The following is a 20389-nucleotide window of genomic DNA, read 5'->3' as shown; positions in this document are numbered from 1 at the left end:
ATCCGGCTTGGTGCCACCCGGGAGAATCGGGTCATGGCACGTACGCGTTTCGTCGGCGACACGGGGCTCACCGCCCGGATGACGGCGGTGCTGTTCCTGCTCGGCGGCCTGTTCGTGGGGCTGATCGCGATCCTGATCGCCGTCCTGCCGCTGCAGTGGGCGCCGTTCATCGCGGTCATCGGCCTCGGCCTGGTCTGGTTCCAGTGGTACAACTCCGACACCGTCGCCATGAAGGCGATGCGGGCCCGTGAGGTGTCGCCCCAGGAGGCGCCCGAGCTGCACGAGATGATCGGCCGCCTGTGCGCGCTCGCGGACATGCCGAAGCCGCGGGTGGGCATCGCCGACACGGACCTGCCGAACGCGTTCGCCACCGGCCGGTCCCCGAAGCGGTCCGTCGTGGTCGTGACCACCGGCATCCTGCGCCGCCTCGACGCCGAGGAGCTCGAGGCCGTCCTCGCGCACGAGCTGTCCCACGTCGCGCACCGCGACGTGCTGGTGATGACGGTGGCCTCGTCCGCGGGCATCATCGCCGCGATGCTCACCCGCGGCGCCCAGTACGGCGCGATCTTCGGCGGCGGCCGCCGGGACAACAACAACGGGGCGCCGGTGTGGCTGATCGTGCTCGTCATCAGCCTGGTGACCTACGCGATCAGCTTCCTGCTGCTGCGCCTCCTCTCGCGCTACCGCGAGCTGTCCGCCGACCGGGCCGCCGCCTACCTCACCATGAAGCCGCACGCGCTGGCGTCCGCGCTGCAGAAGATCACCGGCGAGATCAACCGGATCCCCGACCGCGACCTGCGCGCGAGCCAGGCGATGAACGCGTTCTTCATCGCGCCGGCGGTCCGCGGCGTCTCGCTGCGCACGCTCACCTCGACGCACCCCTCGCTCGAGCAGCGGTTGGAGCAGCTCGCGCGGATCCAGGCCGAGCTGAACCGGCCGGCCTGACGACATGGGCTTCTGGGACGTCATCACGGGCCGGACCCGGCCCAAGCAGGCCAACCTGGACGCGCTGTTCGGCATACCGAGCGCGGCGATCACCCTGCAGGCATCGCTCGGGCTGGAGCCGACCGGGAACGGCGCGGTCTGCTACCGCGCGGCGGAGGGGCCGGCGTTCCGCCAGACCCAGGACGACGTGGTCGCGCTCCTCGACGCGGACCCGGAGGCGCCGCCGGTGGAGGTGACCCGCGACGAGTACGGCTACACGTGGCTGCTCAACCGGCACGACCCCGCCGACATCTCCGGCCTGGTCACCGACCTGCACGCGGTGAACACCTCGCTGGAGGCGCAGGGCTTCGGGCCCGGGCTGCTGTGCTCCCTGGTGCCGTTCGCCGACGCCGGCGGCCGGACCGTCGGGCTCGTGTACCTCTACAAGCAGGGCACGTTCTACCCGTTCGCGCCGAAGCCCGGCGCCGGCCGGCAGCGCGACAACCTGCTGGAGATCCAGGTGCGGGACGCGCTCGCCGGCGAGCTGCCGCTCGAGGAGGACCTGAGCCGGTGGCTCGCGGTGTGGGGCGCGCCGGGTCTCTGACGGCCCCTCGCCCCGCGGGGTGGTTGGCGACCCCACGCCCGGTGCCCTAGCCTGCGGCGCGACATCGACCAGCCTATGGGGAGGCTCGCCGCGATGATTGACACGGATGCCCGCGACGCGACACGCGTCGCCGAGATCGGGAAGTACCGGGTTCTGACGGAGCCGCCGCGTCCCGATCTCCTCGCGCTCGTGGAGGTGGCCGCGCAGGTCGCCCAGGTGCCGATGGCCACCATCAACCTGATCACCGACACCGAGCAGGTCCAGGTGGCCACCCACGGGTTCGACGCGTCGGTGTGCCTGCGGGAGGACTCGATGTGCAACGTCGTGCTGCACGACGGCGCGCCGGTCGTCGTACCGGACGCGAGCGTGGACGAGCGGTTCCGTGACAACCCGTTCGTGACCGGCGTGCTCGGCGACGTGCGGTTCTACGCGACCCACCAGCTGCGGACGCCCGAGGGCGTGGTGATCGGCACCCTCTGCGTGTTCGACACCGTGCCCCGCGAGCTCACCGACGAGCAGGCGCACGCGCTGGTGGGTCTCGCGGACCGGGTCGTCGACCTGCTCGAGCTGGAGCTGCGCACCCGGGAGCTGAAGCGCTCGAACGAGCAGCTCGCGGCGTTCGCGGGCCAGGTCAGCCACGACCTCCGCAACCCGCTCACCGCGGTCACCATGTCGCTCGACCTGATCGGGGACGGGCTGGGCCCGCACGACGCCAGGTCGCCCCTCGTGCAGCGCGCGCTGAGCGGGACCGAGCGGATGCAGTCGCTCATCGACGACCTGCTCGCCTACGCGCGGGTGGGCGCCGAGCTGCAGCGGGTCCCGGTGGACCTGGCCGCCGTGCTGAGCGACGTGCGCGACGACCTCGCCGCGCCGCTGGCCGACGCCACAGTGGTCGCGGGGGAGCTGCCGACGGTCACCGGCGACCCCGTGCAGCTGCGCGCGGTCGTGCAGAACCTGGTCGCCAACGCCGCGAAGTTCACCCGGCCGGGCGAGCCGCCGTACGTCGAGATCGACGGCACGCGGATCGACGACGGCTGGCGGATCGAGGTCTGCGACCGTGGCCCGGGCATCCCCGAGGACCAGCGGGACCGGGTCTTCGAGCCGCTGGCGCGCATCGACGAGGAGGTCGAGGGCTCCGGCATCGGCCTGTCCACCTGCCGCCGGATCATCGAGGCCCACGGTGGCCGCATCGGACTGGCCGACGCGCCGTACGGCGGGACCTGCGCCTGGTTCGAGGTGCCGGACTAGTCCCGGGCGGTCTTGCCGGGCAGGGCCAGCATCCGCTCGAGGGCCACCAGCGCCCACTTCTCGGTCTCGGGGTCGACCTCGATCCGGTTGACGACCGTGCCGTCGACCAGGGCCTCCATCGCCCAGACGAAGTGGGGGAGGTCGATGCGGTTCATCGTCGAGCAGTAGCAGACGGTCTTGTCGAGGAAGACGATCCGCTTGTCCGGGTGGGCGTTCGCGAGCCGCTTGACGAGGTTGAGCTCGGTGCCGATCGCCCAGGCCGAGCCGGCGGGCGCGGCCTCGATGGTCTTGATGATGAACTCGGTGGAGCCCACCAGGTCGGCCTTGAGCACGACCTCGTGGCGGCACTCGGGGTGCACCAGGATGTTGATGCCCGGGATCTCGGCGCGCAGCGAGTCGACGACGTCGGGGGAGAAGCGGCCGTGCACGGAGCAGTGGCCCTTCCAGAGGATCATCTTCGCGTCGCGCAGCTGGTCGGCGGTGAGCCCGCCGTTCGGGCGGTGCGGGTCCCAGACCACGCAGTCGTCGAGCGAGAGGCCCATCTCGAGCACCGCGGTGTTGCGGCCGAGGTGCTGGTCGGGGAGGAAGAGCACCTTGGCGTCCGGCTTCTGCTGGAAGGCCCACTCGAGCGCGACCTCGGCGTTGCTGGAGGTGCAGACCACGCCGCCGTTGCGGCCGCAGAACGCCTTGATGTCGGCGGAGGAGTTCATGTAGGTGACGGGGACGACGCTGTCCGCGATGCCGGCGTCGGCCATCGCCTGCCAGGCCATCTCGACCTGGGTCAGCCGCGCCATGTCGGCCATCGAGCAGCCGGCCGCGAGGTCGGGGAGGATCACCTGCTGGTCCGGCCCGGTCAGGATGTCGGCCGACTCGGCCATGAAGTGCACGCCGCAGAAGACGATGTACTCCGCCTCCGGGCGGGCCGCCGCGTCTCGGGCGAGCTTGAACGAGTCGCCGGTGACGTCCGCGAACGCGATGACCTCGTCGCGCTGGTAGTGGTGCCCGAGCACGAACACCTTGTCGCCGAGCGCCTGCTTCGCGGCGAGCGCCCGCGCCACCAGGTCGGGGTCGGACGCCGCGGGCAGGTCGCCCGGGCACTCCACGCCCCGCTCGCTGTTGAGGTCGACGCCACGGCCCAGGGGCAGCAGCGGGAGGTCCACGGTCGTCATGGCGGAATCCTATTCTCGCGACACATCGGTCACCGCATTCACAGCAGTGCACCGTTGTGAACGTACGGCGCGGGCGGCTTCATCCCGTGCAGCCCGAGATATCCCTCGGTGTGCAGCTCGAGCCGGGCCGCGAAGCCCACGTCGAGCACCCACGGGTTCGCCGCGGTCACGTGACCGATGGTCGCGACCTCCGGGCCCTCGGCGAGCGCGGCCCACAACAGCCGGGTCGCCGTACGCCGGTTCGAGGCCGCGAGCAGCGCGACCCGGCCGCGCTCGTCGAGGTAGGCGTAGCCGGAGCCGGTGGTGGTGTCGGACACCAGCAGCCGCCACATCGACAGCATCAGCTCGTGGTCGGGCCCGTGGCCGGCGCCGCGCGCCGCGCGGTCGAGGGAGTCCATCAGCTCGACGTCCGCCGCGGTGCCCTCGCGCACCTTCTCCACCACGGGGATCGGCGACCGGTCGACGGTGCCGGTGAAGTACATCTGCGGGTGCAGCTCGAACCCCGCCTGGTGGTAGACCCGCGCGGCCTTCGGGTCCGAGGACGCCGACAGCATCCGCCGGGTGCAGGCCCGGCCGTGGTTCATCGCGGCGGCCAGCAGGGGCTTGCCGATGCCCTGGCCCTGCCGGTGGGGCAGGACGGCGTACGTCGCCAGGCACCACAGCACCTCGCGGCGGTACGACGTCGCGATGCCGACGATCCCCGTCTCGTCCTCGGCCACCCAGCAGCCGCCGGGGTCCGTGCGCACGATGTGGCAGGTCCGCCGGATCCACGACGAGCGGTGGGCGTCGGTCCGGCGGGCCGGCTCGGGGCCGCCGAGGCGCCGCATCCGGGTGTCGAGCTCGAAGAAGCCCTCGTCGCTGATCCGCTCGGCCTCGGGCACGTCCTCCAGAGTCATCGGTCGGATCTGCACGTCCGACAGACTAAGGGGGTGCGCATCCTCATCGCCCCGGACAAGTTCGCGGGAACGCTGACCGCCGTCGAGGCCGCCGACGCGATCGCCGCCGGCTGGCGCCGCCGGGCCCCGGACGACGAGATCGACCTGGCGCCGATGGCCGACGGCGGCCCCGGGTTCGTCGACGTGCTGCACGCCGCGCTCGGCGGCGAGCTGCTCGCGGTGACGGTGCGCGGACCCCACGGAGAGCCGACGCCGGCGACGCTGCTGCTGCATCACCACACGGCGTACGTCGAGGCCGCGCAGGCGTGCGGCCTGCACCTCACCGGCGGCGAGGGCGCCGAGTCCGCGTCGACGTACGGCGTCGGCGAGCTGCTCCTCGCCGCGATCGACGCCGGGGCGACCCGGATCGTGGTCGGGCTCGGCGGCAGCGGGACCAACGACGGGGGCGCCGGGCTGCTCGCGGCCGTCGGGGCGACCGCCGACCGCCCGCTCGACGCGGGCGCGACGGGGCTCTCCGGCATCCGGCACGTCGAGCTGCCGGCGTTCGACCTCGACCTGGTCGCCGCGACCGACGTCGACAACCCGCTCACCGGGCTGTTCGGTGCGACCAAGGTGTTCGGGCCGCAGAAGGGGATCGCCGAGGACCGGCTCCCGGTGCTCGACGGCTGGCTGGAGGAGCTCGCGGCGGCCACCGACCGCCGCGTCGCGCTCGAGAAGGGCGCGGGCGCCGCGGGCGGGCTGGGCTTCGCGCTGCTGCTGCTCGGCGCCACCCGCGAGCCCGGCATCGAGCTGGTCGCGCACGCGCTCCGGCTCCCCGAGCGGGCCCGGGCGGCCGACCTGGTGGTCACCGGCGAGGGCGCGTTCGACTACTCCAGCCGTGGCGGCAAGGTCCCGTACGGCGTCGCGGAGATCGCCGGCGCCGCGCTCCGGCCGTGCGTGGTGCTGGCCGGGCAGGTGCACGTGGGCTCGCGGGAGATGCGGGCGCTGGGCGTCGAGTCGGCGTACTCGCTGGTGGACGTGGTGGGGGAGGACCGCGCGTTCGCGGACCCCGCCGGCGCGCTCAGCGACCTGGCGGAGCGCGTGGCGCGCACCTGGTCCCGGGAATAACCCCTCGTGTGCGACCATTGACCGAGTAACACCCGTACCGACCTTGGGAGTACCGCACATGACCGAGCAGGTCGAGACCACCGAGCGCCGTACCGACTCCATCAACCTGAGCCCGGTCGCCGCAGCCAAGGTGAAGAGCCTCCTCGAGCAGGAGGGCCGTGACGATCTCTCGCTGCGCATCTCCGTGCAGCCGGGCGGCTGCTCGGGCCTCCGCTACCAGCTCTTCTTCGACGAGCGCAGCCTGGACGGCGACGTCGTCACCGACTTCGACGGCGTGTCCGTCGTCGTCGACCGGATGAGCGTCCCCTACCTCAACGGCGCGATGATCGACTTCGTGGACTCGATCGAGAAGCAGGGCTTCACGATCGACAACCCGAACGCCACCGGCTCCTGCGCCTGCGGCGACTCGTTCCACTGAGCCGGGCGGCAGCCTGACTCACTGATCAGCCCCGGACCTCGTGGAGGTCCGGGGCTGACGTGTCTCCGGAGGACGGCCATTGCTGCGCCCCGGGGGTCAGCGTGCCCGGATGAGCAGCGCGAACGCGAGCAGGCCGATGCCGAGGGCGAGCAGTCCCAGGTGGATCACCTTGACGATGCGTACGTCGCGAGCGGCTCTGCTGAACGCCGCGGCCGTGGCCGGGTCCGTCAGGTGGGGTTCGGGACGGTCCTCGTCGTCCCAGCGATGATGCAGCCGCACGCTGCCAGTGTCTCCCAGAGGTCAGCGGGTGGGCGTAGGCCAGCATCCCTCGGAGTCGCGAGAACCACCGTGTCAGGCGGCGGGTTCCCAGCGGAGCTCGAAGGGTGTCTGCCACATCTCCAGGAACGGCCGGCGGGTCGGCTGTTCGGTGTCGGTGGGCGTGCTCGGGAGCCGGCGGGTGCCGGTGTGGTCGACGAGGTAGATCGCGCCGTAGGGGTCGCGCCAGAGGTAGATGCCGGGGAAAGGTTGTCGGCACTCGAAGTGGCCGTGGGTCTTGATCCGGTGGTGGGTGGTGGTCATGGGCCCGTAGTTCCCGATCCCGGACACGCCGCCGTGGTCGTGGGGGATGGTGTGGTCCACCTGCATCGAGGAATCGGTGCAGGAGGCGTACGGGAACACGTCGGCCGGCGTCATCAGACGCACGGCCTGGCGATGTCGGTCCGGGATCTCGTAGGCGTCGACCGGTGCCCGGCCTTCGATGTCGAGCACCGGCTGGATGGTGAACTTCGCCTTGGGGCCGAGTACCTCGCGGACCCAGTCCTCGGTCACGGGGCCGTGGCCCTCGACCCGGGCGATGGGTTCGCGGTCGGGGCCGGCGTACATGTGCACGAACAGCACCACCGTGGGGAGCAGGTCCGCGACATCGGGCAGGTTGGGAACCTCCGACGCCGTGGTCTTGGGGAGCTGGCTGCCGGTCATCAAGAACAGCACCGCGAGGACGCGGCGCTCGTCGTCGGTGGCGTCGGGGAACGCGGTGGTGAGGTGCCGGGCGAACGCGGTGACGGCGGCGTCGATGGCGTTGATCGTGGCTAGGTCGGCGCGGATCAGGAACGAGGCCATCCCGTGGCCCTCGTTGGCCGTCTTCTTCGCGAACGCCGTTTTCGCGCGCCGTTCTTCCTTCTCCCTCGCCGCCTCGGCGGCGGCCTGGGCGACCTTGGCCTCGACCAGGGCCTCGAACCGGGTCCAGGTGATCCGCCCGTCCGCGGACTCCGCGACACCGGCGTCCACGTAGGCCGCCTGCTCGGGCGTCAGGTCGCGGGTGGCCTTGGTGACGTGCCGGGCGTAGGAGGCGCGCACTTCGCCGGCCAGCACGCGCTGCCACAGCTGGGGGTGGCGGTGGTGCAGGTCGAGGGCGTCGGCGATCAGCTGCCGGCCCGCGAAGGTGGACCGGCCGATCCGGGCCCCGAACGTGGCGGCGGCGAACTCGGTGACCTCCGGGGTCCCGGCACCGCCATACCGGCGAACCTGCTCCCGCCCCGGCAACGCCTGCGTCGCAGGGTCCAGCCGGTCGGGTGAGTGCACGACCGCCCACTGATAGGCCAACCGGAGCAGGTCGGTCTCCGCATCGCGGATGGTGTCCGCGCAGCGGCCGGCGGCGTCGAGGATCTGCTCCTCGGTCATCGCCTGCAGCGCTTCGGTCATGGGAACAGTCCAGCACCGGCCACCGACATTCAGGCCCCGAATCAGGCTCGAGATCCCATCATGTGAGATACTTTCCGAAACTTTCTTCGAGTCTTTACTTTCGGTGTGCGGCCACCCGCCGCCGGTGCGCCGGGAGACGGCCGCGACCACCCGCCCGCCGTTCCCGTCGTTGCCATGTCGTTCGCAACCACCTGCTGACCCGCAGGCCGCGGGCATGAGGCGGGGGGCTCGACAAGCTCGACCACCGGCGGCGCCCGGCGCCCGCCGTCCCCGTCGCTGCCATGTCGGTCGCCACCACCCACCCGCCCTCAGGCCGCGGGCATGGGGCGGGGGCTCGACAAGCTCGACCACCGGCGGCGCCCGGCGCCCGCCGTCCCCGTCGCTGCCCTGTCGGTCGCCACCACCCACCCGCCCTCAGGCCGCGGGCATGAGGCGGGGGTCTCGACAAGCTCGACCACCGGCGGCGCAGGCCACGGACACCCCTCGGGGGACTCGACAGGCTCGACCACCGGCGACGCAGACCGCGAGCCGGAGCGGACCGCGACCACCCGCCCGCCGTACCCCGTCGCTGCCTGTCGGTCGCAACCAGAAGCGGGCCGCGAGGTGCTGTCAGCCGGCGCTGCGTCCGTCGTACCGGAAGCTGCCGGAGCGCTCAGGCCTCGCCGTAGATCGCCCGGGCCAGCCGGGCGGCGGCCTCGGGGATCGCGATGTCGTGCTTGCCCTGCTCCTGCGCCAGCTGGGCGGCCGCGGCGCGGACCGGGCGGGCGAGGACGGCCTGGGCCGCGAGGCAGTCGGCGGTCATCTCGGCGGGGGACGAGGCGTCGTCGTACGCGAGTCGCTGGGCGGTCATGTCACCGACGCTAAGGGCTACCGATTGGTACTCCGAGCGGTACCGATCGGTAGTGTTCCGTCACGTGTCTCTGCTGATCGCGGGCTCCATCGCCACGGACCACCTGATGACCTTCGGTGGCAAGTTCGCCGACTCCCTCGTCGTCGAACAGCTCGACAAGCTCTCGGTGTCGTTCCTGGTGGACGACCTCGAGATCCGCCGGGGCGGTGTGGCCGCGAACATGTGCTTCGGCATGGGCCAGCTCGGCCTGCGGCCGGTGCTCGTCGGTGCGGCCGGTGAGGACTTCGCCGACTACCGGTCGTGGCTCGAGCGGCACGGCGTGGACTGCGGCCACGTGCGGATCTCCGACAGCCAGCACACCGCGCGCTTCGTGTGCACCACCGACCCGACCGGGGCCCAGATCGCGTCGTTCTACCCCGGCGCGATGAGCGAGGCCCGGCTGATCGAGCTGGGGCCGATCGCGGCCCGGGTGGGGGAGCCGGAGTACGTCCTGATCGGGGCCGACGACCCCGACGGCATGCTCCGGCACACCGACGAGTGCCGGCAGCGTGGCTACCCGTTCATCGCCGACCCGAGCCAGCAACTCGCGTTCAGCGGCGGCGAGCTGATCCGCAAGCTCATCGACGGCGCGGCGATCCTGTTCTCGAACGAGTACGAGTCGGCGATGATCGAGCAGAAGACCGGCTGGTCGCCCGAGGAGATCCTCGAGCGGGTCGGCATCCAGGTCACCACGCTCGGCAAGGACGGCGCGCGGATCCTGCGCGCCGGCGAGGAGCCGATCGAGCTGCACGCCGCGAAGAACGTCACCGCCGTCGAGCCGACCGGGGTGGGCGACGCCTTCCGCGCCGGCTTCCTGGCGGCGATGGCCTGGCACGTCGGCCTCGAGCGGGCCGCGCAGGTCGGCTGCGTGCTGGCGGCGTACGTCGTCGAGACGGTCGGCACCCAGGAGTACTCCTTCACGCCGGCCGAGTTCCTGGCCCGGATCGAGGAGTCCTACGGGCCCGATGCGGCCGAGGACGTCGCGCCGCACCTCAAGCGCCTGGGCTGATCACCCGGAGCCGACCCGGCCCTTCACGCAGCACTGGTCCGGCTCGGGCTCCAGGCAGGCGGTGACGCCGCAGCCGACGCCGTCGGCGAGGCCCTGCACGAACGCCCTGTTGAGTCCGCAGACCAGCGCGGTGTGCGTCTTCGCCAGCGTGTCGAACGGGCAGTTCGCGAGCAGCACGGTGTCGTCCTCGAGGCGCGGCTCGAAGCCGAGCCCCGCGAGGGCCTCGGTGAACGTCGCCAGGTCGCCCGGGGCGGCCGCCTCGCGACCGGCCTGGGCGGCGGCGTCCTCGAGGGCCGCGGACAGGTCGCCGCCGGACGCGGCCCGCTCGACACCGCTGGCCAGGATGTGCCCGACCAGGTCGTACCTGCGGTCCGGCAGGGACACCGCGACCTGGACCTCCGCGCGCCGGTAGAGCTTGCTCGGCCGGCCGGCGCCCGGACCGGACCGGCCGCCGAGGCGGCGGTACTCGGTGGTGAGCAGCCCGGCCTCGACCAGGCGGTCGAGGTGGAACTTCGCGGTGTGCAGCGGCACGCCCACCCCGGACGCCGCCTCCTCCCGCCCGACCGGGTCGGGGCGCGCGACGACGTACTCGTAGAGGGCGAGCCGGGTGGGGTCCGCGAGGGCGCCGACGCTGGCGGCCTGGGAGGCGAGGTCCACGGGACGACCCACTTTCTAAAACAGAAAAGTCTTGACGCAATGGTGCCACGGCTTCTAACGTCAAAACAATTGCTTTTTAGACGTGTGGAGGAGCCATGACCACCCTGCACCACCTGGACCGCTGGCGCGTCGAGCACCACTCCCGCGTCGACCTCCGGGCGGCCGAGTCCGCCGCGACCGACCTGCTGACGGCGCTCGGCATCGACCTCGCCGACGAGTCGACGGCGGAGACGCCCCGCCGCATGGCCCGCGCGCTCGCGGAGATGCTCAGCCCGACCGCCTTCGAGATGACGACGTTCCCCAACGCCGAGCAGTACGACGAGCTCGTGCTCGTCCAGGACATCCCGGTGCAGTCGCTGTGCGAGCACCACGTGCTGCCGTTCGTCGGCGTCGCGCACGTCGGCTACCTGCCGGGGGAGCGGATCCTCGGGCTGTCGAAGCTGGCGCGCACCGTCGAGTACCACGCGCGCGGCGCGCAGACCCAGGAGCGGCTCACCCAGCGGATCGCCGAGCACCTGCGCACGGCGCTCGGCGCCCACGGCGTCGGCGTGGTGATCGAGGCCGAGCACACCTGCATGTCGCTGCGCGGCGCGCGGGTCCCGGGAAGTCGTACGGTGACATCGGCGCTGTTCGGCCGGCTCCGCGACGACGCCGCCTCGCGCGCGGAGTTCCTCGCCCTGACCCGGTCCGGGAGGTGACCCCATGGCCATGGTGATCGTCGGTGGAGGACTCGCGGGTGCGTCCGCGGTCGAGGAGCTGCGCGAGCAGGGGTACGAGGGCGACGTCGTGCTGATCGGTGCCGAGCCGCACCTGCCCTACCACCGGCCGCCGCTGTCGAAGGAGGTGCTGCTCGGCACGGAGGACCCCGACGGCACCGACGTCCACGACGCGCAGTGGTACGCCGACCGGCAGGTCGACCTCCGCACCGGCACCGCCGCCCGGCGGATCGACCGGGTGCGCCAGGTCGTCGAGACCGACGCCGGCGAGGTGGCGTACGAGCGGCTGCTGCTGGCCACGGGCTCCGAGCCCCGCCGGCTGCCGGTCGACGGCGCGGTGTACCTGCGCACCCGCGACGACGCCCGGGCACTGCGGGCCGCGCTGCTGCAGCAGCCGCGCCTGCTGATCGTCGGCGCCGGGTGGATCGGCCTCGAGGTGGCGGCCGCCGCGCGCGCCGCCGGCTGCGAGGTCACCGTGGTCGAGCCGCAGGCCCAGCCGCTGCTCGGCGTGGTGGGCGAGCGGGTCGGGGCGACATTCGCCGAGCTCCACCGGGAGCACGGCGTCGACCTCCGGCTCGGCACGTCGTTCGACGGGACACCACCCGTGCCGGTCGACCTCGTGCTGGTCGCCGTCGGCGCCGTGCCGCGGGTGGCGCTGGCGCTGGACGCGGGGCTCGACGTCGGGAACGGCGTGCTCGTGGACGCGACGTTGCGCACGTCGGACCCGCTCGTCCTCGCCGCCGGCGACATCGCCGCCCACGACCACCCGGTGCTCGGCCGCCTGCGGGTCGAGCACTGGGACAACGCGATCGAGCAGGGGAGAGCGGCCGCGCGGGTGATGCTGGGCGCCAGCGAGCCGTACGCGCGCACGCCGTACTTCTTCACCGACCAGTACGACCTCGGCGCCGAGTACGTCGGGCACGTGCCGCGCGAGCACCTCGACCACGTGGTCGTGCGCGGCGACCTGGCCGCGCGACAGGCCGTGGTGTTCTGGCAGGACGGCGACGGCCTGGTCCTGGGCGGGATGCACCTCAACAAGTGGGACGCGGCCGACGAGCTGCGAGAGCTCGTCGGGCAGCGGGTGGACCCGGCTCAGCTGAGCCGGCGCACCACGTAGCGCCCGGGGGGCTCCTCGCCGACGTACTCCTGCCCCCGCATCCGGCACCACGCCGGGATGTCGGTGCGCGCGGCGACGTCGTCGGCGAGCACGGCCACCAGGCCGCCGACCGGCACCTCGGCGTACCGCTTGCCGAGCTCGATGATCGGCAGCGGGCAGAGCAGGCCGCGGCAGTCGAGCTCGAGGTCGGCGTCGGCGCTCACAGCCCCACCTGTGCCCGGATCTCGCGGACCACGTCCGGCAGCACCGCCAGGAACCCGTCGACGTCCGCCTCGGTGGTGTCGCGGGTGAGGGAGACCCGGACGTTGCCGTGGGTGAGGACGCCCATCGCCTCGAGCACGTGGCTCGGCGCGAGCGTGGACGCCGTGCAGGCCGAGCCGCTGGCCACGCCGTACCCCCGCTTGTCGAGCTCGGTCACGATCGCCTCGCCGTCGACGTACAGGCAGGAGAACGTCACCAGGTGGGGGAGCCGGTCGACCGGGTCGCCCACCACCTCGACGTCCGGGATCAGGGCGGCGGCCGCGCGGACCCGGTCGACCAGCGCGTGCTGGCGGGCGTTGGTCTCCGCGCGCTCGGTGACGACCGCCCGCAGCGCCGCCGCGGCGGCGAGCGCGGCGGGGACGTTCTCGAAGCCCGCGGTGCGCTCGTCGATCCGGTCGTCGCCGGGGAACGGGTTCAGCCAGCGGACGCCCTTGCGGACCAGCAGCACGCCGACCCCGGCAGGGCCGCCCCACTTGTGCGCGGAGCCGGCCACGGCGTCCCACCGCTCGGGGAGGGGCAGCCGGCCCATCGAGGCGCACGCGTCCACGAACAGGGGTACGCCGGCGGGCAGGTCGTCGACCGGCTGCACGGTGCCGACCTCGTGGTTGGCGTGCTGGACGGCGAGGACCCCGTCGGCGGCGACGGTGTCGGCGCCGGCGTCGATCCGGCCGAGCCGGTCGACCGGGACCTCGGCCGCCTCCGCACCGGACCACCGGGCCGCGTGGAGGACCGAGGAGTGCTCGACCGCCGAACGGGTCACCGGGGTGGCGGCATCCCGGCCCCGCCCGGCGGCCAGCCCCCTGACCAGCCCCAGCAGCCCGCGGTGGACCGCCTCGGTCCCGGAGGAGGTGAACGTGACCTCGTCGGCCCGGACGCCCAGGCACTCCGCGACGACCGCCCTGGCGTTGTCGAGCAGCAGCCGGGCGTCCCGGCCCGGCCCGTGGAGCCGCCGCGGGTCGGCGTACCCCCGGTCGAGCGCCGCGAGCAGGGTCTCGCGCGCGGCCGGGTGGAGCGGCTCGGAGGACGCGGCGTCGAGGTACCCGGAGGCGTTTCTCACACCCGCAACGTACCGGCCCCCCACCGGCCGATCCGGGGTCCGGTTCCGATAGTGTTCCGCGTATCCGTGATCGTGCTGAGAGAGAGGCTCAAGCGTTGAGTCTGCAACTCCCCAAGCGTGTGGCCTCGCTGGCCGCCGTGGGCATCGGTGTCCTCGCATTGGGCGGCTGCTCGTCCGAGACCCAGGGCGAGTGGGAGCGGTTCGCCATGCCCGACCCTGTGTCCGTGCAGGGCGAGCAGATCCTCAGCCTGTGGCAGGGCGCGTGGATCGCGGCCTTGGTCGTCGGCGTCATCGTCTGGGGCCTCATCTTCTACGCGATCTGGCGGTTCCGCCGGCGCAGCGAGGACGAGATCCCGATCCAGACGCGGTACAACCTGCCGCTCGAGATCTTCTACACGATCGCCCCGATCATCATGGTGATCGTCTTCTTCGCGCACACGGTGAAGGTCCAGAACTTCGTCCTGGACGAGGACCGCCCGGTCGACAACACGATCGAGGTCGTCGGCCAGCAGTGGTCCTGGACGTTCAACTACGGCCTCGGCGAGCAGGACCGCTCCGCCGACGACGACCTCTTCGACGACACGTACCCGTACTCGTCGTACGTCCACGAGTCGGGCACCGCCTCGCGCATCCCCGACCTGTACCTCCCCGTCGGCGAGACCACGCGGTTCAACCTGCACTCGCCCGACGTCATCCACGACCTCGGCGTCCCGGCGTTCCTCATGAAGATGGACGTCGTGCCGGGCCGGGTGAACCACTACTCGATCACGCCCACCGCGATCGGCGTCTACGCCGGCAAGTGCTACGAGCTGTGCGGCGTCTATCACCAGCGCATGCTCTTCAATGTCCACGTCGTGTCCCGTGAGGACTACGACGCCTACCTGCAGAGCCTCCAGGACGCCGGCGCGACCTCGGAGAAGCCGCTGCTCGGCGGCCAGTACTCCGAGACGCAGGGCGGGCTGGACGTCGAACCTGAGGGAGAAGGCAAGTGACCGCCACCGCCGCAACGCCCACCAGCGCCGTCCCGCGGCGCCGCCCCCTGGGGCAGGAGCTGGCGCGGATCCTGACCACCACCGACCACAAGCTGATCGGCAAGCTGTACCTCGGCACGTCGTTCGCGTGGTTCCTGGTCGGCGGCCTGATGGCCATGCTGATCCGCTCGGAGCTGGCCTACCCGGGCATGCAGGTCGTCAACGAGGAGCTGTACAACCAGCTCTTCACGATGCACGGCACGATCATGCTGCTGCTGTTCGCGACCCCGCTGTTCTTCGGCTTCGGCAACGTGATCATGCCGCTGCAGATCGGCTCGCCGGACGTCGCGTTCCCGCGCCTGAACATGTTCAGCTACTGGCTGTTCCTGTTCGGCGGCCTGATCGCCGCCTCCGGGTTCCTCACCCCGGCCGGCGCCGCCGACTTCGGCTGGTTCGCCTACACGCCGCTCTCGGACGCCGTGCGCTCCCCGGGCGTCGGCGGCGACCTCTGGATCATGGGCCTGTGGATGGCCGGTCTGGGCACCATCCTCGGCGCGGTCAACTTCATCACCACGATCATCTGCATGCGGGCGCCCGGCATGACGATGTTCCGGATGCCGATCTTCGTCTGGAACACGCTGGTCACCAGCCTGCTGGTGCTGATCGCGTTCCCGGTGCTCGCCGGCGCGCTGCTCTCGCTCGAGGCGGACCGCCAGCTCGGCGCCCACGTGTTCGACACCGCCCACGGCGGCGCGATCCTGTGGCAGCACCTGTTCTGGTTCTTCGGCCACCCCGAGGTCTACATCATCGCGCTGCCGTTCTTCGGCATCGTGACCGAGATCCTGCCGGTCTTCAGCCGCAAGCCGATCTTCGGCTACATCGGCCTGGTCGGCGCCACCCTCGGCATCGCGATCCTGTCGGTCGCCGTGTGGGCGCACCACATGTTCGTCACCGGCGCCGTCGACCTGCCGTTCTTCTCCGGCATGACGTTCCTGATCGCGGTGCCGACAGGAGTGAAGTTCTTCAACTGGATCGGCACGATGTGGGGCGGGTCCCTCTCGTTCGACACGCCGATGCTGTGGTCGATCGGCTTCCTCACGACCTTCCTGTTCGGTGGCCTGACCGGCATCATCCTGGCCAGCCCGCCGCTGGACTTCCACGTGTCCGACTCGTACTTCGTGGTCGCGCACTTCCACTACGTCGTGTTCGGCACCGTGGTGTTCGCGATGTTCGCGGGCTTCTACTTCTGGTGGCCGAAGATGACCGGGCGGATGCTCGACGAGCGGCTCGGCAAGCTGCACTTCTGGCTGCTGTTCATCGGCTTCCACACCACCTTCCTGGTCCAGCACTGGCTGGGCGTCGAGGGCATGCCGCGCCGGTACGCCGACTACCTGCCGGGCGACGGCTTCACGACGCTGAACCAGGTCTCGACCATCGGTGCGTTCCTGCTCGGTGCCTCGACGCTGCCGTTCCTCTACAACGTGTACGTCTCGCGCCGGGCGCCGCTGGTCAACACCGACGACCCGTGGGGCTGGGGCCGCTCGCTGGAGTGGGCGACCAGCTGCCCGCCGCCGCGGCACAACTTCGTGTCGATCCCGCGGATCCGCTCGGAGTCGCCGGCGTTCGACCTGCACCACCCGGAGATCGCGGCGATGGACCTCGAGGAGAACGAGGCGGCCCGTGAGGGCGGCTTCGCGGACGCTCCCGACATGGAGGGCCGCGACGAGCACATCCGCGGCCAGCGCACCGACAACCCGGAGGACCACGCCTGATGAAGTCCGAGACCTGGATCTTCGGGATCTGCACGATCTTCTTCGTGCTGGTCAGTCCGGCGTACTGGTTCATCACCTACGACTGGACCGGCACGTCCGCGCTGACGATGACCACGCTGCTCGCGGGCATGGTGACGCTGTACCTCGGCTTCCACGCGAAGAAGATGGACCCGCGTCCCGAGGACCGCAAGGACGGCGAGATCGCCGACGGCGCGGGTGAGCTGGGCTTCTTCCCGCCGTACTCCTGGTGGCCGCTGTGGTGCGCGCTCACGCTCGGCGTGTGCGTCTACGGCGTGGCGATGGGCGCCTGGTGGCTGTTCATCATCGGCGTCGCGCTGGGTGCGCTCGCGCTGTCCGGGTGGATCTTCGAGTACTACCGCGGGGTCCACGCGCACTGACGGCTGAGGCGACTCTCACGTCGCGCCGAATCGGCGCGGTGGGAAGTCCCGGTTACGCTGGTCATCACGACCGAAGCACGCTCGTCACGGGGAGTTCCTGCATGTCCGAGAGCCGTCTGCTGCTGCGCGCGGCCACCTACGCCACCGTCGGCACGCTGGCGCTCGCCCTCGCGGGCTGCAACGCCGACGACGCCGTCCCGGGGGCCGTGGGGTCCGACCAGCCGTCGGAGTCGCCGTCGGCCACGGTGCCGGCCCTCCGGCTCTCCACGAGCATCGAGAAGGGTGCCACGGGCGTCCCGGTCGACCACCCGGTCACCGTCGCCGCGCACGGCGGCACGCTGGACAGCGTGAAGGTGGCGTCGCCCGCCGGCGCGCTGGGCGGCGAGCTGTCCGCGGACCAGACCCGCTGGACCGCCACCGACCGGCTCGAGCCGGGTGCCTCCTACACGATCACCACGACCGCGGAGAAGACCGACGGCACGCAGGTCACCCGCACCACCCGGTTCAGCACCCAGGCGCTCACGCTCGACCAGCAGACGTACCCCTCGGTCGCGCCGCTGGCGGGGGAGACCGTCGGGGTCGGCATGCCGGTCATCGTCACCTTCGACGTGCCGGTGACCGACAAGGCGTCGTTCGAGAAGCACATGACGGTGACCTCGCAGCCGGCGCAGCCCGGCTCCTGGCACTGGATCAGCAGCACCGAGGCGCACTGGCGCCCGAAGTCGTACTGGAAGGCCGGCACCAACGTCGACGTCGACGTCGATGTGAACAGCGTGTCCGCGGGCAACGGCATCTACGGCCAGGAGAGCCGCGAGGTGCACTTCAAGGTCGGCGACGCGCACGTCTACCGCGTCGACATGGTGACCCACCAGATGAAGGTCTTCAGCAACGGCAAGCTGCTGCGCACCATCCCGATCACCACCGGCGAGCAGCCCACGTACACGACCCGCTCCGGCACGAAGGTCATCATCGAGAAGTTCGCGTCCAAGGACATGAACTCCGAGACCGTCGGCATCACCGGCGCGGACGCCTACAACATCGAGGGCGTCCAGTGGGCGATGCGGCTGACCTACTCCGGGGAGTTCATCCACGCCGCCCCCTGGTCGGTCGGCTCGCAGGGCTACGCCAACGTCTCCCACGGCTGCACCGGCATGAGCACCGCGAACGCCGCCTGGCTCTACGCCATGTCCCGCCGCGGCGACGTCGTCGAGTACACCGGCTCGGACAAGCCGATGACGCTCACCAACGGCTACGGCGACTGGAACGAGTCGTTCAAGCAGTACGAGGCCGGCTCCGCCCTCTCCTGAGCTGAGCTCGCCGTCCCCTGCCCGAACGCCGACTCGGCGCCACTGCATGCCCCGGAGGGCTCGAGTCGGCGTGAATGCAGGCGCCGCGACCGCTGAGTAGGTGCCCAGAGCCTGCACTGGCGCCGACTCGGCGACCCTGGGACCTGCACTGGCGCCGACTCGGCAACCCTGGGACCTGCACTGGCGCCGACTCGGCAACCCTGGGACCTGCACTGGCGCCGACTCGGCAACCCTGGGACCTGCACTGGCGCCGACTCGGCGACCCTGGGACCTGCACTGGCGCCGACTCGGCGACCCTGGGCCGCCGTTGGTCGAGCTTGTCGAGACCCCGGGAGAAGCGAAGCGGCCCCGACCCGGTCGTCATGACCGTGATCGGGGCCGCTTTCGCCTTGAGGCGGCTCCGCCGCCTCCATCAGTGGTTGCGCAGGCCCTCGTCCTCGACCAGGTGGTGGCCGTCGAACTGGTGGCCGTCGGCGGCGTGGCCGTCCATCGCCGCCTGGAGCTCGTGCTCGTGGTCGGCGTGGTGGTGGCCCGCCTCGAGCTCCTCCCTGGTCGGCTTCTGCACGTTGTCCGACCACATCAGCGTGCGGATCCGGTTGCGCAGGCCCGAGAGGCGGCCGGTGTGCGGGGCGGGGATGCCGTTGGCGTCCACCTCCGGCCGGACCTCGCCGTCGGCGCTGACCGGGTCGCGGTCGCGGGCGGTGAGCACGTACGCGCGGACCGGGTCGAGCGGCAGGTGCTTCTCGGAGTAGCCGCCCTCGGGGGAGCGCATGATGATGCCGGTCTCGTAGCCGTGCAGGATCGTCTCGACGTCCTTGCGCTGCAGCGAGATGCACCAGCGGCGCGTGATGACGAACGCGAGGATCGGGCCGACGATCACGGCCGCCCGGAGGAAGTACGTGATCTGGTTGATCGAGGCGTTCAGCGTGATCGCGATGATGTCGTTGCCGCCGGCCGCCCAGAAGAGGCCGTACATCGTCATCAGCGCGACCATCAGCGCCGTCCGGGTCGGGGCGTCGCGCGGGCGGTAGAGCAGGTGGTGCTCACGCTTGTCCCCGGTGATCCAGGCGTCGATGAACGGCAGCAGCAGGAGCACCGTGAACGCCAGCAACGGGAGCACCAGGATCGGCAGCATCACGTTCCAGGAGATCGTGATGCCCCAGATGTGGGTCTCGATGCCGGGCATGATGCGCAGCGCGCCGTCCGGCCAGCCCATGTACCAGTCGGGCTGGGAGCCCGCGGTCACCTTGGACGGGTCGTACGGGCCGTACTTCCACACCGGGTTGATCGACAGCAGCGCGCCCATGAGGGCGGTCACGCCGAACACGATGAAGAAGAAGCCACCGGCCTTGGCGGCGTACACCGGGAGCATCGGGTAGCCCACGACGTTCTTCTCGGTACGGCCGGGGCCGGGCCACTGGGTGTGCTTGTGGTACACGAGCAGCAGCATGTGGGCGGCGATCAGCGCCAGCAGCAGGCCCGGGATCAGCAGCACGTGGACGGTGTAGAGCCGCGGGATGATCGACTCACCCGGGAACTCGCCACCGAAGAGCAGGAACGACATGTAGGTGCCGACGACCGGGCTGGCCTTGATGAAGCCGTCCGCGGCGCGGATACCGGTGCCGGAGAGCAGGTCGTCGGGGAGCGAGTAGCCGGTGAAGCCCTCGAGCGTGCCCAGGAGCAGCAGCAGGGAGCCGATCACCCAGTTGAGCTCGCGGGGCTTGCGGAACGCGCCGGTGAACCAGACGCGCAGCAGGTGCACCATCATCGAGGCGACGAACAGCATCGCGGCCCAGTGGTGCATCTGGCGCATCAGCAGGCCGCCGCGGACGTCGAACGAGATGTGCAGCGCCGAGGCGTAGGCCTCGGACATGTGGATGCCGCGCAGCTGCTCGTAGCTGCCCTGGTAGGTGACCTCGCCCATGCTCGGCGTGAACCAGAGCGTCAGGAAGACACCGGTCAGCAGCAGGACGACGAAGCTCCACAGCGCGATCTCACCGAGCATGAACGACCAGTGGTCCGGGAAGACCTTGCGCAGGTTCTTCTTCGCCATGGTCGCGAGACCCAGGCGCTCGTCCGCCCAGGTCGCGACCGCGCCCAGCCGGCTCGGCTTGGAGACCGTCGCCGGCTCGGTGCCGTTGGTCTTGGCGATCTTGGTGGTGTCCATG

21 protein-coding genes are annotated in these 20389 nt (G+C 71.4%); 12 read left to right on the top strand and 9 right to left on the bottom strand.

The window, feature by feature from the left end; all coding sequences use genetic code 11:
• Positions 1 to 33 precede the first annotated feature (33 nt).
• From htpX to ABD086_RS17200, 3 genes are all read left to right on the top strand, one after another.
• Positions 34 to 945: a zinc metalloprotease HtpX gene (gene htpX / locus ABD086_RS17210; RefSeq protein WP_343908831.1), complete on the top strand. Its 912-nt coding sequence runs from the start codon at positions 34 to 36 to the stop codon at positions 943 to 945.
• A gap of 4 nt (positions 946 to 949) precedes the next feature.
• Positions 950 to 1528, top strand: coding sequence for a PspA-associated protein PspAB (pspAB, locus tag ABD086_RS17205; RefSeq protein WP_343908830.1), 579 nt, complete (start codon positions 950 to 952; stop codon positions 1526 to 1528).
• Positions 1529 to 1621: 93 nt separating this feature from the next.
• Positions 1622 to 2776 carry a sensor histidine kinase gene (locus tag ABD086_RS17200; RefSeq protein ID WP_343908829.1) on the top strand — a complete coding sequence of 385 codons (1155 nt, stop codon included), beginning with the start codon at positions 1622 to 1624 and terminating at the stop codon, positions 2774 to 2776.
• Here ABD086_RS17200 and nadA read toward each other — a convergent pair.
• Together nadA and ABD086_RS17190 are read right to left on the bottom strand one after the other, a co-directional pair.
• Positions 2773 to 3945, bottom strand: coding sequence for a quinolinate synthase NadA (nadA, locus tag ABD086_RS17195; protein ID WP_343908828.1), 1173 nt, complete (start codon positions 3943 to 3945; stop codon positions 2773 to 2775). The two genes, ABD086_RS17200 and nadA, sit on opposite strands and share 4 nt — an antisense overlap.
• A 38-nt stretch (positions 3946 to 3983) precedes the next feature.
• Positions 3984 to 4856 (bottom strand): GNAT family N-acetyltransferase, encoded by an 873-nt coding sequence (locus ABD086_RS17190; protein WP_343908827.1) that lies wholly within the window; start codon positions 4854 to 4856, stop codon positions 3984 to 3986.
• An 18-nt stretch (positions 4857 to 4874) separates the two neighbouring features.
• Between ABD086_RS17190 and ABD086_RS17185 the strand changes: the two genes are divergently transcribed.
• Positions 4875 to 5948 carry a glycerate kinase family protein gene (locus ABD086_RS17185; protein WP_343908826.1) on the top strand — a complete coding sequence of 358 codons (1074 nt, stop codon included), beginning with the start codon at positions 4875 to 4877 and terminating at the stop codon, positions 5946 to 5948.
• Between the two features lie 58 nt (positions 5949 to 6006).
• Positions 6007 to 6366, top strand: a complete 360-nt coding sequence (gene erpA / locus ABD086_RS17180; protein ID WP_343908825.1) for an iron-sulfur cluster insertion protein ErpA — start codon at positions 6007 to 6009, stop codon at positions 6364 to 6366.
• 96 nt (positions 6367 to 6462) lie between these two features.
• Here the strand turns inward: erpA and ABD086_RS17175 are convergent, their stop codons facing one another.
• From ABD086_RS17175 to ABD086_RS17165, 3 genes are all read right to left on the bottom strand, one after another.
• Positions 6463 to 6645 carry a hypothetical protein gene (locus tag ABD086_RS17175; RefSeq protein WP_343908824.1) on the bottom strand — a complete coding sequence of 61 codons (183 nt, stop codon included), beginning with the start codon at positions 6643 to 6645 and terminating at the stop codon, positions 6463 to 6465.
• Positions 6646 to 6717: 72 nt separating this feature from the next.
• Positions 6718 to 8067: an HNH endonuclease signature motif containing protein gene (locus tag ABD086_RS17170; RefSeq protein WP_343908823.1), complete on the bottom strand. Its 1350-nt coding sequence runs from the start codon at positions 8065 to 8067 to the stop codon at positions 6718 to 6720.
• Between the two features lie 652 nt (positions 8068 to 8719).
• The gene (locus ABD086_RS17165; protein WP_343908822.1) at positions 8720 to 8917 is read right to left on the bottom strand and encodes a hypothetical protein; all 198 of its coding nucleotides are present in this window, start codon (positions 8915 to 8917) and stop codon (positions 8720 to 8722) included.
• Positions 8918 to 8981: 64 nt separating this feature from the next.
• On the opposite strand from ABD086_RS17165, the gene ABD086_RS17160 reads away from it, so the two are divergent.
• A complete protein-coding gene (locus tag ABD086_RS17160; protein WP_343908821.1) occupies positions 8982 to 9965 on the top strand; it encodes a carbohydrate kinase family protein in 984 nt (327 codons plus the stop codon).
• On the opposite strand, the gene ABD086_RS17155 is transcribed toward ABD086_RS17160, so the two are convergent.
• Complete coding sequence (locus tag ABD086_RS17155; RefSeq protein WP_343908820.1) at positions 9966 to 10622, bottom strand: helix-turn-helix transcriptional regulator; 657 nt, start codon at positions 10620 to 10622, stop codon at positions 9966 to 9968. It abuts the gene before it with no gap.
• A 95-nt stretch (positions 10623 to 10717) separates the two neighbouring features.
• On the opposite strand from ABD086_RS17155, the gene folE reads away from it, so the two are divergent.
• Both folE and ABD086_RS17145 read left to right on the top strand, forming a co-directional pair.
• Entirely contained in the window at positions 10718 to 11320 is a 603-nt protein-coding gene (folE, locus tag ABD086_RS17150) for a GTP cyclohydrolase I FolE (protein ID WP_343908819.1), read from the top strand.
• A gap of 4 nt (positions 11321 to 11324) precedes the next feature.
• Entirely contained in the window at positions 11325 to 12455 is a 1131-nt protein-coding gene (locus ABD086_RS17145) for an NAD(P)/FAD-dependent oxidoreductase (RefSeq protein WP_343908818.1), read from the top strand.
• On the opposite strand, the gene ABD086_RS17140 is transcribed toward ABD086_RS17145, so the two are convergent.
• Both ABD086_RS17140 and ABD086_RS17135 read right to left on the bottom strand, forming a co-directional pair.
• Positions 12431 to 12658, bottom strand: coding sequence for a sulfurtransferase TusA family protein (locus tag ABD086_RS17140; RefSeq protein ID WP_343908817.1), 228 nt, complete (start codon positions 12656 to 12658; stop codon positions 12431 to 12433). The two genes, ABD086_RS17145 and ABD086_RS17140, sit on opposite strands and share 25 nt — an antisense overlap.
• Positions 12655 to 13773: a cysteine desulfurase family protein gene (locus ABD086_RS17135; RefSeq protein WP_343908816.1), complete on the bottom strand. Its 1119-nt coding sequence runs from the start codon at positions 13771 to 13773 to the stop codon at positions 12655 to 12657. The genes ABD086_RS17140 and ABD086_RS17135 overlap by 4 nt, the downstream gene beginning before the upstream one ends.
• A 95-nt stretch (positions 13774 to 13868) precedes the next feature.
• On the opposite strand from ABD086_RS17135, the gene ctaC reads away from it, so the two are divergent.
• From ctaC to ABD086_RS17115, 4 genes are all read left to right on the top strand, one after another.
• Positions 13869 to 14765: an aa3-type cytochrome oxidase subunit II gene (gene ctaC / locus ABD086_RS17130; RefSeq protein WP_343908815.1), complete on the top strand. Its 897-nt coding sequence runs from the start codon at positions 13869 to 13871 to the stop codon at positions 14763 to 14765.
• Complete coding sequence (gene ctaD, locus ABD086_RS17125; protein ID WP_343908814.1) at positions 14762 to 16516, top strand: aa3-type cytochrome oxidase subunit I; 1755 nt, start codon at positions 14762 to 14764, stop codon at positions 16514 to 16516. The genes ctaC and ctaD overlap by 4 nt, the downstream gene beginning before the upstream one ends.
• Entirely contained in the window at positions 16516 to 16914 is a 399-nt protein-coding gene (locus ABD086_RS17120) for a cytochrome c oxidase subunit 4 (protein ID WP_343908813.1), read from the top strand. Before ctaD ends, ABD086_RS17120 begins: the two co-directional genes overlap by 1 nt.
• Before the next feature lie 101 nt (positions 16915 to 17015).
• A complete protein-coding gene (locus ABD086_RS17115; RefSeq protein WP_343908812.1) occupies positions 17016 to 18221 on the top strand; it encodes a L,D-transpeptidase in 1206 nt (401 codons plus the stop codon).
• Between the two features lie 412 nt (positions 18222 to 18633).
• Here ABD086_RS17115 and qcrB read toward each other — a convergent pair whose 3' ends face one another.
• Entirely contained in the window at positions 18634 to 20388 is a 1755-nt protein-coding gene (qcrB, locus tag ABD086_RS17110; RefSeq protein ID WP_343908811.1) for a cytochrome bc1 complex cytochrome b subunit, read from the bottom strand.
• Position 20389: the final 1 nt, after the last annotated feature.

Source organism: Nocardioides aquiterrae, assembly GCF_039526625.1.
GTDB lineage: Bacteria > Actinomycetota > Actinomycetes > Propionibacteriales > Nocardioidaceae > Nocardioides > Nocardioides aquiterrae.
This window is presented reverse-complemented; position numbering and strand designations above follow the sequence as displayed.

Bases quoted from the DNA above. Each gene is read 5' to 3' on its own strand.
- folE (WP_343908819.1), top strand. From the start codon at position 10,718: ATGACCACCCTGCACCACCTGGACCGCTGGCGCGTCGAGCACCACTCC.
- pspAB (WP_343908830.1), top strand. From the start codon at position 950: ATGGGCTTCTGGGACGTCATCACGGGCCGGACCCGGCCCAAGCAGGCC.
- ABD086_RS17200 (WP_343908829.1), top strand. From the start codon at position 1,622: ATGATTGACACGGATGCCCGCGACGCGACACGCGTCGCCGAGATCGGG.
- ABD086_RS17165 (WP_343908822.1), bottom strand. From the start codon at position 8,917: ATGACCGCCCAGCGACTCGCGTACGACGACGCCTCGTCCCCCGCCGAG.
- erpA (WP_343908825.1), top strand. From the start codon at position 6,007: ATGACCGAGCAGGTCGAGACCACCGAGCGCCGTACCGACTCCATCAAC.
- htpX (WP_343908831.1), top strand. From the start codon at position 34: ATGGCACGTACGCGTTTCGTCGGCGACACGGGGCTCACCGCCCGGATG.
- nadA (WP_343908828.1), bottom strand. From the start codon at position 3,945: ATGACGACCGTGGACCTCCCGCTGCTGCCCCTGGGCCGTGGCGTCGAC.
- ABD086_RS17120 (WP_343908813.1), top strand. From the start codon at position 16,516: ATGAAGTCCGAGACCTGGATCTTCGGGATCTGCACGATCTTCTTCGTG.
- ABD086_RS17115 (WP_343908812.1), top strand. From the start codon at position 17,016: ATGTCCGAGAGCCGTCTGCTGCTGCGCGCGGCCACCTACGCCACCGTC.
- ABD086_RS17145 (WP_343908818.1), top strand. From the start codon at position 11,325: ATGGCCATGGTGATCGTCGGTGGAGGACTCGCGGGTGCGTCCGCGGTC.
- qcrB (WP_343908811.1), bottom strand. From the start codon at position 20,388: ATGGACACCACCAAGATCGCCAAGACCAACGGCACCGAGCCGGCGACG.
- ABD086_RS17170 (WP_343908823.1), bottom strand. From the start codon at position 8,067: ATGACCGAAGCGCTGCAGGCGATGACCGAGGAGCAGATCCTCGACGCC.